This is a genomic window from Pantoea brenneri (genome assembly GCF_038594305.1).
Classification (GTDB): domain Bacteria; phylum Pseudomonadota; class Gammaproteobacteria; order Enterobacterales; family Enterobacteriaceae; genus Pantoea; species Pantoea brenneri.
The window spans coordinates 158,969-171,043 of record NZ_JBCGBG010000002.1 but is presented as its reverse complement, the minus strand read 5'-3'; the positions used below and the strand labels follow the sequence as shown (position 1 = coordinate 171,043).

Here is a 12,075-nt window from a genome sequence, read left to right as displayed (position 1 = left end):
CGGTACTTCACTGACTGCTTTCTTTATTATTCTTTATGACGTGAATAAACCGTGATGCCTGAATGTTTTTTGACTCATCGCTGCTAAAAACAGCAGCGTTATAATCCGATGTGAATATGATGCGATTTCTGAAAATATAGATTTTTGATCCAGATCAATAAAATTAAATGGTTATTCCTGATTTTTAACATTTATTTTTAATTTATATCCCGCTACCGGGCGCAGCACCCTTTCTGTGATCCAGATCGGCAGGCGGGAAAGCTGTGAGCTGGCTAGTCTATGACATAACTTGTTGATATGCAAGATGTTGTTTTTAATGTAAACGAAGGGTTGATTTTTGGTAACCCTTGGTTAACAATTAATATAACTTCACTTACCGTTTTCGGCAAATAAAAACTCTAAATGGTTTAAAAGTTTAAAAAGTAAATTTATCGCTTATATAAGCAAAGAAAATGGTATATTTAGGCCATGACATCGGACCACTTAATTAAGCGATACTTTGCGTCCGCTAAAAATTTCCAGACTTTTAAATCTTGGAGTTTATCGCATGAATACTCTCACCCCGATTCTCACTCCCCTGACGCTGCCTAACGGTGCGGTGCTTAAAAATCGATTAGTGATGGCACCTATGACCACCTGTACCGGTTTTTATGACGGCACGGTGACCAGCGAGCTGGTGGAATATTATCGTGCCCGCGCGGGCAGCCTTGGTACCGTCATCGTCGAATGTTGCTTTATCGACAACCGTGGTCCGGCTTTCCCGGGCGCGATTGCCATCGACAGCGACAACAAAATTCCTGGCCTGAAACGCATTGCTGACGCGATAAAATCAGAGGGATCGACCGCGATTCTGCAGATTTATCACGGTGGTCGCATGGTCGAACCGGAGCTGATCGGCGGCAAAACGCCGGTCGCCCCGAGCGCAATCGCTGCACCGCGTGAAGGCGCAACCAAACCACAGGCGCTGACGGCTGAAGAAGTCGATACCATGATCACCAAATTTGGTGACGCGGTGAACCGTGCGATTAAGGCCGGTTTTGATGGGGTAGAGATTCACGGTGCCAACACCTACCTGATCCAGCAGTTCTACTCACCGAACTCTAACCAGCGCGACGACAAATGGGGCGGCAGCCGCGACAACCGCGCCCGTTTCCCACTGGAAGTGCTGGAAATCACCCATAAGATGGCGGAGCGCTTTGCGCATAACTCATTCATCATCGGCTATCGCTTCTCGCCGGAAGAGATTGAAGTACCCGGCATCCGCTTTGACGATACGCTCTATCTGCTGGAGAAACTGGCGGCACGCGGACTGGATTACGTCCACTTCTCGGTTGGCCAGCTGCTGCGTCCGTCTATTGTGGATACCCAGGATCCTACTCCGCTGATCGAAAAATACATCGCGATGCGCTCGCCGGTGCTGGCCAAAGTGCCGGTGATTGGCGTCGGTGGCGTGGTGAATAAATCGGATGCTGAGATGGCGCTGGAAAAAGGCTACGATCTGGTGGCAATAGGTAAAGCCTGTATTGCCTACCCGAACTGGGCCGACCGCATCATCAACAACGAGCATCTCGATCTCTATATCGACAGTAACAAACGTGAAGAGCTGAAAATCCCGGAACCGCTGTGGCGCTTCTCGCTGGTTGACGCGATGATCCGCGACATGAGCGAATCGGGCCGCAAATACAAAGCGGGTGTCTATCAGGAGAAAGTTGAAGCTGAAGCACTGAAGCTGAAAATCAACGTCACGCTGGATACCGACCGTATCACCGACATCTCACTGGTGCCGGATGACACGCTGGACGTCGACTTCACCACCACCTTTGAGAGCCTGCGTAACCGTATTCTGGTGGCAAACAGCCCGCACGTGGATGCGATCACCGGTGCGACCACCCAGAGTGAAGCACTGAAGAAAGCGGTTTCGCGCGCCCTGACCACCTCCAGCAAAGAACATGTGATTGAAGAGGGCGGCAACCCTAACGCACCGCAGAACTATGATGTGGTGGTGGTAGGCAGCGGCGGTGCGGGCCTGGCGGCAGCGATTCAGGCGCACGATGAAGGCGCGCGCGTGGTGATTATCGAGAAGATGCCGACCATCGGCGGTAACACCATCAAGGCGTCAGTCGGCATGAACGCGGCGGAAACCCGCTTCCAGAAACTGAAAGGCATCGAGGACAGCAAAGAGCTGTTCTATGAAGAGACGCTGAAAGGCGGCAAATTCAAAAACAACCCGGTGTTGCTGCGTGAGTTCGTGGACCTGGCGCCGGAAGCGATTGACTGGCTGGCCGACCACGGCATCGAACTGAACGACATCACCATCACCGGCGGTATGAGCATCGATCGTACTCACCGTCCGGCGGATCGTTCAGCCGTTGGCGGATTCCTGATCAGCGGGCTGGTGAAAAATATCAACGCCCGTAATATTGAAGTGCTGCTGGAAACCTCTGTCGCTGAAATCCTCTACGAGAACGGCGCGGTGACCGGCGTGAAAGTGGTCGATGAGTACAATGACAGCCGGATCCTGAATGCGAAAAGCGTGATCGTGGCGACCGGCGGCTTCAGTGCTAACCGCGAGCTGGTGGTGAAATACCGTCCTGAACTGGATGGCTTCGTCACCACCAACCACAAAGGGGCCACCGGTAGCGGTATCGCCATGCTGACCAAAATTGGTGCCGGCACGGTCGATATGGGCGAAATCCAGATTCACCCAACGGTTGAACAGACCACCTCGTATCTGGTGTCTGAATCAATCCGCGGTGGCGGTGCTATCCTGGTCAGTCAGGCGGGTGAACGTTTCTACAACGAAATGGAAACCCGTGACAAAGTCTCGGCGCAAATCATTGCTCTGCCTGAGAAGAGTGCCTGGATTGTGTTTGACGAGCAGGTGCGGATGAATAACAAAGCGGCCGATGAATATATCGCTAAAGGCTTTGTGGTCAGCGCGCCGACGGTCGGTGAACTGGCGGTGAAACTCAACATGGAACACCGGACGCTGGAAGCGACACTGGCCCGCTACAACGGCTTTGTCATTCAGCAGAAAGATGAAGACTTTGGCCGTCAGACCGCGCTGCGTCATCCGCTGAGCGAAGGTCCGTTCTACGCCATCCGTGTTGCGCCGGGCGTCCACCACACCATGGGCGGTGTAACAATCGACACCACCACTGCGGTGCTGGATAGCCAGCAGCAGGTGATTAACGGTGCCTGGGCCTGCGGTGAAGTGGTCGGAGGCATCCACGGCGCTAACCGCATCGGCGGTAACGCCGTCGCTGATATCATCATCTTTGGTATTCTGGCGGGCGGTAACGCGGCAGCTTACGCGAAACGGTAATCGCTCTCTCCGGCATCCGCGCTCAGCGGATGCCGGTTTCCTTGCTTAAAGCAGAGTCGCCTATGTTAACTGATGCGCGTGTCTATGCTTACTCCGCGGTTCTGATGGGTTCGCCCATTCTGCTCAAACTGTTCGAACACAATGAAACCCTTGCCGGCCAGGTCTTCCGTCTGATTAAACAGCAGGAGAACCTGTTCACCGTTAACCGTTCCGGTTCTGAAGTGATGGCGATCAATCAGGCGGCGGGCCAGCATCCGGTGGTGGTGAGTCAGCCGGTATTCGATCTGATTGCCTGCGCCCACGCCGTCAGCCTGTTGCCCGACAGCCGTTTTAACCTGACCATCGGTCCGCTGGTGAAGTGCTGGAAAATTGGCTTTCAGGGACACAGCGTGCCGCCGGCAGAGAAGTTACAGGCCTGTCTGGCACTGACCAATCCGCATGATGTGATTCTCGACCCGGCGTCGAACAGCGTGATGCTGGCGAAAGCCGGGATGGAAATTGATCTCGGGGCGATCGCCAAAGGCTATATCGCCGATCGGGTGCAGGCGTTTCTGCGTCAGCAGGGGGTGAACAGCGCACTGATTAATCTGGGCGGTAACGTTCAGACGGTCGGCTCACCGGAAGAAGAGGCGTCACCCGGCTGGGCGATTGGCTTGAAAAAACCGTTCGGCACGGCGGATGCGCTGATTGGGGTGATTCACGTAGCAGATAAGTCGGTGGTGACTTCCGGTATCTATGAGCGCTATTTCGAACTGAACGGCGTCTGCTATCACCATATTCTGGATGACCGCAGCGGCTATCCGCTCGACAACGAACTGCTGAGCGTGACGGTGATCTCCGACCGTTCGATTGACGGCGATATCTATACCACGCTGCTGTATGGCATGGGCGTGGAGAAGGGTATCGCCTGCCTCGCCGATTCGCCCGCTATTGAAGCGATTTTTGTGACCCGCGACAAGCAGGTCATCTGCTCGTCACAACGTCACTTTTCTTTCAGTCTGCTGGACGCGGATTACCGGCTGGCTTACTGACAATATTGCTTCAGCAGGGTGTGATATTCCGGCTGCAGACGATAGCGATAGACCGGCCGGCCGGTAACGCCGTAGTGAATGCTGGTGAACAGGATATTAATCTGCGCCAGCCAGATCAGGTATTTCCGGCAGGAAACGCGCGAGATATTCACTTCTGTTGCCAGTTCATCGGTGGAAAACTCGGTGCCCGGATGGGCATCAATCCACAGGCATAAGGTGCGCAACGTCTGTGGCGTCAGGCCTTTAGGCAGCCGTTTCTGCTCACTGGCGCCCGGTGGATTGCCATGCAATAGCTGATCAACATCCGACTGCTGATAAAACTGATGATTATCCATCAGCGCTTTTTTCTGCCGCCAGCCGGTCAGCGCTTCCTCGAAGCGGGCAAACTGGAACGGTTTAATCAGGTAGTCCACCACACCGTAATTAAGCGACGTTTTGATGGTGGCCGCATCGGCGGCGGAAGAGATGATGATCACGTCGACCGGGCGTCCGGCACTGCGCAGTTCGGGCAGCAGGTCGAGACCGTTCTCCTGTTGCATATAGATGTCCAGCAGCACCAGATCGACCTGCGAATCCGACTGGAGTAACTGCTCTTTGGCCTGCTGTAATGTCGAGGCGGTGCCGCAGCAGGTAAAACCGGGGATCTGACCGATATAACAGCGATTCAGCTCGGCGACCATAGCATCATCATCGACAACTAAGACATTGATCATTCTACTTTTCTTCCTCTCTCCCACGGGAGTTGCACTAAAAATTGGGTGAACACACCCGGCTCCGACTCGACGCTGACATTACCGCCCAGGCTTTCTGTCTGCTGTTTAACCAGGAACAGTCCCACGCCGCGATCGTCTCCTTTCGACGAGACGCCTCGTTCGAAGATGGCGGCGAGCTGCGACCCATCAATGCCGGGGCCATCATCACTGACTTCACAGGCTAGCCAGCCATTCTGATAATGCAGCATCAGGTGGATTTCCCCTTCGGTTTCCGGGTCCAGCGCTTCAAGGGCGTTTTCAATTAAATTACCCAGCACGGTGATCAGCACGGCGCTCTGTTGTTCGCTGCCGCAGTCGGGCAGGAAACTGGCTTCATCAATAATCAGCTGATGCCCTTCATCATTCGCCCGGTTGATTTTGCTTAACAGAAAGCCCGCAATGACCGGCGATTTGATCTTCTGTAACAGCGAACCAATCTCAGTCTGGTAGTTGTTCGCCGTCTTAAGAATGTACTCTTCCATCTGCGCATAGTTTTTCATGTGCAGCAGACCCAGAATGACATGCAGCTTATTCATGAACTCATGGGAGCGTTCACGCAACGCATCGACATAGTTTACCATGCCGTCCAGGCGCTGCATTAGCTGGCTAATCTCGGTTTTGTCCCTGAAGGTGGTCACCGCGCCAATAATCCGCTCGCGGCTGCGCACCGGCACGGTATTACTGATCAGAATACGCCCGCCGATGGTGAGTTCCTGATCGTGCCAGGCTTTGCCCTGGTGCAGCGCATCCTGCTGGTGGCTGTGCAGTACGCTCTCTTCCGGCAGGCTATCGCCACTCAGTGGCATTTTGCGGGTTGTCTCGTGCAGCAACTGTTGCGCGGCATGGTTTATCAGGCTGACGCGGGAGTGCTCGTCCACCGCGATCACCCCTTCCTTAATCGAATTAAGGATCGCCTGGCGTTGCTCAAACAGGCTGGAAATTTCATGCGGTTCCAGCCCGAGCAAAATGGTCTTCAGCCGTCTGACCAGAATATAGATACCCAGCAAACCGACAATACCGCCAAATAAGCCGGTCCAGACGATGTTCCAGCGGCTTTTAGCGATCTGCGCCGCCACGTCATTGAGTGAAATCCCGATCGCCACCACGCCAATCTGCTGATGCCTGTCGTCATAAACCGGAGTGAACACCCGCAGTGCTTCGACCAGCACACCGTGATTGACCGCAACATTTTCCCGGCCAGCCAGCGCCGGATTGAGATCGTCGCCAATGAAATGTTTGCCGATCGCATCGGGATTAGGATGCGAAAAACGGATGCCGTTCATATCGGTGACCACCACAAACAGCAGATCGTTGCGTTTGCGTGCCGCCTCGGCGACGGGCTGTATCAGGTCGCGACCGTCAGGACGGCGCAGTCCACGCTGAAGCTCGGGACTGTCGGCCACGGTGCGTGCCACCGCCATCGCTTTATCTTTAAGATGCGACTGGGCAAAATTATCTATCTGGATGAAATAGAGCAGATGGACGCACAGCAGGACGGTAAAGATCACCGCCGTCATCATCAGTGTGGTCAGCGTGCTGAGTTTCATCGGGCGTTTATTCACGGCATATCTTTTTTGTGATTGGCTTTTCATCGGTGTTCAGCGCGGGTGAGTGGTTCGCCAGGAAACATACGCTAAGACGCTGCACCCGTACAGGTTTAGCCGCGTATGCAGCAGGAAAAAAACGGTCAGATTATTTGCCTTAGGGGATTGAATAATTCAAAGTGCACCTTTAATGTGAGGTTAAAATAGTTAGTAAATTTCGTATGCCTTTTGTAATTAAATTAAGGCTAAATGGCTATTTTTAATTTTATAACTATTTTCGCATTAACTCATAAATAACATTATTTTAAACTTTGAGGACTTTTTTTAACCAGTACGATTAAGTTAACTGTAGATTGCGAAATGATTAAATCAACAAAAGTTATCCCTGCACTTTCCCTCGCGGCATTGCTTGTTTCTTCAGCGCTTCATGCTGAAACTTCACCAGAGAAAACCGACGTACTGTTAATTGGCGGCGGCATCATGAGCGCCTCAATGGGCACCATGCTGGAAGAGTTACAGCCAGGCTGGAAACAGATCATGGTGGAAAAACTGGACGGCGTGGCGCTGGAATCCTCTAACGGCTGGAACAACGCCGGTACCGGTCACTCTGCCAACATGGAGCTGAACTATACGCCTGAGCGTAAAGATGGCTCGATTGACGTCACCAAAGCGCTGGAAATCAACGAAGCCTTTATGGTGTCTCGCCAGTTCTGGACCGCACAGGTTAAAGAAGGCGTGTTGCACGATCCCCGCAGCTTCATTAACTCGACACCGCACATGAGCTTTGTCTGGGGCGACAACGTCGACTTCCTGACCAAACGCTACGCGGCGCTGCAGAAAACCGCGCTGTTCCAGGGCATGAAGTTCTCTACCGATCATCAGCAGATCGCGCAGTGGGCGCCACTGGTGATGGAAGGACGTGATCCGCAGCAGAAAGTGGCCGCGACCTGGACGCCGGTCGGCACCGACGTTAACTACGGTGAAATTACCCGCCAGCTGATCGGCAGCCTGAAGAAAAATGATAACTTCAGACTGGAAACCTCATCCGAAGTGACGGACTTTAAACGTAACGGCGACAACTCGTGGCACGTCACCATTAAAGACGCTAAAAACGGCACTGAGCGTGCGGTTGATGCGAAATATGTCTTTATCGGTGCTGGCGGCGGCGCGCTGAAGTTACTGCAGAAAACCGGTATTCCTGAAGCTGAAAACTATGCTGGCTTCCCGGTGGGCGGCTCGTTCCTGGTGACAGAGAACAGCGCGATTGCCGATCGTCATCTGGCCAAAGTGTACGGTCAGGCTTCTGTCGGTGCGCCACCGATGTCGGTTCCGCATCTGGATACCCGTTACCTGGATGGCAAGCGCGTGGTGTTGTTTGGACCGTTCGCCACCTTCTCAACCAAATTCCTGAAAAATGGTTCCCTGTTTGATCTGCTGAGCACCACCACCACTCACAACGTGATCCCGATGACCCACGTTGGGATGGATAACTTCGACCTGGTGAAATACCTGGTGGGTCAGGTGATGCTGACTGACGATGACCGCTTTGCTGCGCTGAAAGAGTACTATCCGGATGCGAAGAAAGAGGACTGGAAACTGATTCAGGCCGGTCAGCGCGTACAGATCATCAAAAAAGATGAAGAGAAGGGCGGCGTGCTGAAACTGGGCACCGAAATTGTGACCGATCAGCAGAAAACCGTTGCTGCACTGCTGGGTGCCTCACCGGGTGCCTCAACTGCGGCCCCAATCGCACTGAACGTGATGCAGAAACTGTTCCCGGAAGAGTTTAAGTCAGCCGAGTGGCAGGCGAAGATTCATAAAATGATCCCGGGTTACGGCCAGAAACTGAATGACAACGTTCCGTTGCTGCAGCAGGTGTGGAATGACACCGCGTCAACGCTGCAACTGACCACGCCGCCGGTGATCCATATGGATGACAATGCGCCAGCAGCTCCGGCTGCGCCGGCTGAAAAATCGGCCGCATCACCGCAACACGATATGGCGCTGTAATCATTGCCTGATCGTCAAAAAGCCCGCGCCGGTTACCCGACGCGGGCTTTTTTTATTCCTCTGGCAATCGCGATTACTCCGGCTTATTGCCTCGCCAGCCCGCCCAGGGGTCCTCTTCGGGCGCAGGTGCCGCCTGCGTTTTCTGCTGCAAAGACGCCAGGTAGAGTGCTTCGACTTCTGCCCGCGCCCACGGCGTACGGCGCAAAAACTTCAGGCTCGATTTTACGCTGGGATCGCTTTTAAAGCAGTTAATGTTGATGCGCTTACTCAGCTCAGACCAGCCATACTGTGCCACTAAGTGGTTTACCTGCATCTCGAGCGTCACGCCGTGCAGAGGATCTTTTGAAGTGTGTGCGTTCATGGTTTATCCGCCCGGTTCAGTTAATTGCGCACATCCTGACGATCGTCGCGCCGGAGTGCAAGTCCCCCGGACGAAAAAGCCGGCTAACCGTACTCTGGCGCGGCGTTTTGTGGCTGAGTTAACGCCGACCACAGATGCCCGGGCAATTTATCAGCGATTGTGCTAATCATAAGCGATTGATGCCACGACAAAAAGGATCACCTGCCATGTCCGACGCCGCTGATAAGCTGCTCAGTTCCGCCAGCCGTAAACGTGCCTTGCTGGCCGGTTCGGTGGGGAATTTTATTGAATGGTATGAGTTTGCCGTTTACGGCTTTCTCGCCACCCTGATTGCGCAGAATTTTTTTCGGCTTGAGGGGGAGTCGGCGCTGACCGGAATCTTACTGACCTATGCCTCGTTCGCCATCGCCTTCTTTTTCCGTCCGCTCGGCGCGATTATCTTTGGCCGGATGGGCGACCGCATCGGGCGTAAGCCGACGCTGATTTTTGTGCTGATTATGATGACGCTGGCGACCACCGCCATCGGGCTGGTACCGACCTACGCTACCCTGGGCGTGCTGGCTCCGCTGATCATTACCGCGCTGCGTATTCTTCAGGGGCTGTTCGCGGGCGGCGAATATGGCGGGGCGGTCTCGTTGATGACCGAATTTGCGCCGCGCGGCAAGCGTGGGCTGTTCGGGGCCTGGCAGTCGTTTACCGTGGCGCTGGGACTGCTGGCGGGCGCAGGCATTGTGGCGCTGCTGTCACTGCTGTTAACCCCGGAGCAGATGCTGGCGTGGGGCTGGCGTATTCCCTTTTTCCTCGCGCTGCCTTTAGGTGCGCTGGCGCTCTGGCTGCGGGTGCAGATGGAGGAGACCCCGGCGTTTATCCGGCAACAGGCAGAACCGGCGGCCGGGATAGTTAAGGCCAGCCTCGGCGCGACGCTGAAAACTATTCTGCTTGGTATCTGTCGGCTGATGGTGTGGTCGGCCGCCGGCTATACCTATCTGGTGATTATGCCGACCTACCTGCAGGCTTCGCTGCATACCGGTTTTAATCAGGCGCTGCTGATTGCGGTGATCTCGAACCTCGGCTTTGCCGCGACCATCATTCCGGCTGGCATACTGAGCGATAAAATTGGCCGCCGCGCGGTGATGGTGACGGCGGCGGTACTGCTGCTGTTGCTGGCGCTGCCGCTGCTCAACGTACTGCAGGCGGCGAGCAGCGGTCTGGGACTGAAGGCGCTGGTGGTGTTTATTGCTGGCGGGATAGTCGGACTGCTGGCCGGACCGGGACCGGCGATGCTGGCGGAGATGTTTCCTACCCGCGTGCGGTATACCGGTCTGGGGCTGGCCTATTCGCTCTCTAACGCGGTCTTCTCCGGCTGTGCCGGGCTGATTATCACCGGCTTAATCAGGCAGACCGGTAATCTGGATATTCCCGCCTGGTACGTGATGATCACCGCGCTGATCAGCATTGTGGCGCTGATGACCCTCAACAAAGATGACCATCTGCGGCTGCTGGATGAGCCGCCATCGCGCTAAACCGGCTGTTGCCGGCATAAAAAAGGCTCCCGTGGGAGCCTTTTTAACAACCGGTAACTTACACCAGCTGCTGTGCAGTGGTTTCCACCAGGGTCAGCAGGATCTGAATATCTTCCAGCGTGACGGTCGGATTCAGCAGCGTCATTTTCAGACAGGTGACGCCGTTGAATTCGGTAACGCCGACGTTGGCGCGGCCAGACTCCAGCAGGGCATCACCGATACGCTGATTCAGCAGCGCGATTTCCGCGTCGCTGAGGTGCGCCAGATGGGCCGGGCGATAGCGGAACAGCACGCTCGCCAGCTGCGGCTGCATCACCAGCTCCAGCGCGGCCTGCTGCTCAATGTACTGAGCAACCTGTTGCGCCAGCGTCACGCCGTGATCGATGATCGCGGCATACTGTTTCTGACCCAGAGCTTCAAGACCCATCCACAGTTTCAGTGCATCAAAACGACGGGTGGTCTGCAGCGACTTCGACACCAGATTCGGCACGCCCTGCGCTTCATCAAACTCTGAATTCAGGTAGGCCGCCTGATAACGCATCAGCTCATAGTGACGCGCCTCTTTCAGCAGGAAAGCGCCACAGCTGATGGTCTGGAAGAACTGCTTGTGGAAGTCGAGCGTGATGGAGTCCACCAGCTCAATCCCATCCAGATAGTCGCGATACTGTTCGGACAGCAGCAACGCACCGCCCCAGGCCGCATCGACGTGTACCCAGATCTGCTGTTCCGCCGCCAGCGTGGCGATCTCGCGCAGCGGATCGATCGCACCGGCATCGGTGGTGCCTGCGGTCGCAACAATCGCCAGCACCTGCTCGCCGTTGGCCTGAGCCTGGGCCAGCTTGTGACGTAAATCGTCCAGATCCATGCGGGCGAAGCGATCGGTTTTAACCAACGTCACCGACTGATAGCCAAGACCGAGCAGCGCCATATTCTTCTGTACCGAGAAGTGCGCGTTTTCAGAGCAGAAGACTTTGATCTTTTTCAGATCGCCGGTCAGGCCATCCTGCTGTACCGAATGTCCCTGACGGGCAAACCAGGCATCACGCGCCAGCATCAGGCCCATCAGGTTGCTCTGGGTGCCGCCGCTGGTGAACACGCCAGCGTCGCCAGGCTGGTAACCCACCTGAGTACGCAGCCACTCGATCAGCTTCATCTCAATGATGGTGGCGGAAGGTGCCTGATCCCACGAATCCATGCTCTGGTTGGTGGCGTTGATCAACACTTCTGCCGCCTGGCTGATCACCAGGCTTGGGCAGTGCAGGTGCGCCACACATTGTGGGTGATGCACTGACAGGCTGTCTTTCAGGAAGTACTCGATGGCACGCTCAATCGCGGCCTGGTTACCCAGGCCCTGAGGATTGAAGTCCAGCGTAATACGTTCACGCAGCTCAGCGACGGTTTTGCCCTGATACATCTCAGGTTGTTCCAGCCACTTAACGACCGCCGCGCTACTCTGGGCAATCGCCTGCTGGTAGGCCTCGGTGCTCTGTGCTGAGGCCGCCAGAATCGGGTTTAACCGGGACATTGCA

At 55.0% G+C, this 12,075-nt stretch carries 8 protein-coding genes; 4 read left to right on the top strand and 4 right to left on the bottom strand.

Going from position 1 to position 12,075, the window contains the following annotated elements:
* Nucleotides 1-547: 547 nt before the first annotated feature.
* A complete protein-coding gene (locus tag AABB92_RS11595; protein WP_046289313.1) occupies nt 548-3,325 on the top strand; it encodes a flavocytochrome c in 2,778 nt (925 codons plus the stop codon).
* A gap of 62 nt (nt 3,326-3,387) precedes the next feature.
* A complete protein-coding gene (locus tag AABB92_RS11590) occupies nt 3,388-4,356 on the top strand; it encodes an FAD:protein FMN transferase (RefSeq protein ID WP_031374417.1) in 969 nt (322 codons plus the stop codon).
* Here AABB92_RS11590 and dcuR read toward each other — a convergent pair.
* Together dcuR and AABB92_RS11580 are read right to left on the bottom strand one after the other, a co-directional pair.
* Nucleotides 4,350-5,069, bottom strand: coding sequence for a two-component system response regulator DcuR (gene dcuR / locus AABB92_RS11585; protein ID WP_031374418.1), 720 nt, complete (start codon nt 5,067-5,069; stop codon nt 4,350-4,352). The two genes, AABB92_RS11590 and dcuR, sit on opposite strands and share 7 nt — an antisense overlap.
* Nucleotides 5,066-6,700, bottom strand: coding sequence for a sensor histidine kinase (locus AABB92_RS11580; RefSeq protein ID WP_031374419.1), 1,635 nt, complete (start codon nt 6,698-6,700; stop codon nt 5,066-5,068). The genes dcuR and AABB92_RS11580 overlap by 4 nt, the downstream gene beginning before the upstream one ends.
* A 312-nt stretch (nt 6,701-7,012) precedes the next feature.
* On the opposite strand from AABB92_RS11580, the gene mqo reads away from it, so the two are divergent.
* On the top strand, nt 7,013-8,662 hold the full coding sequence (gene mqo / locus AABB92_RS11575; protein WP_031374420.1) for a malate dehydrogenase (quinone): 1,650 nt from the start codon (nt 7,013-7,015) through the stop codon (nt 8,660-8,662).
* A gap of 73 nt (nt 8,663-8,735) precedes the next feature.
* On the opposite strand, the gene AABB92_RS11570 is transcribed toward mqo, so the two are convergent.
* A complete protein-coding gene (locus tag AABB92_RS11570; protein WP_031374421.1) occupies nt 8,736-9,023 on the bottom strand; it encodes a VF530 family protein in 288 nt (95 codons plus the stop codon).
* 206 nt (nt 9,024-9,229) lie between these two features.
* Between AABB92_RS11570 and AABB92_RS11565 the strand changes: the two genes are divergently transcribed.
* Nucleotides 9,230-10,546 (top strand): MFS transporter, encoded by a 1,317-nt coding sequence (locus AABB92_RS11565; RefSeq protein ID WP_046289314.1) that lies wholly within the window; start codon nt 9,230-9,232, stop codon nt 10,544-10,546.
* Between the two features lie 58 nt (nt 10,547-10,604).
* On the opposite strand, the gene AABB92_RS11560 is transcribed toward AABB92_RS11565, so the two are convergent.
* Nucleotides 10,605-12,071, bottom strand: coding sequence for a pyridoxal phosphate-dependent decarboxylase family protein (locus AABB92_RS11560; RefSeq protein WP_031374422.1), 1,467 nt, complete (start codon nt 12,069-12,071; stop codon nt 10,605-10,607).
* Between the last annotated feature and the right edge of the window lie 4 nt (nt 12,072-12,075).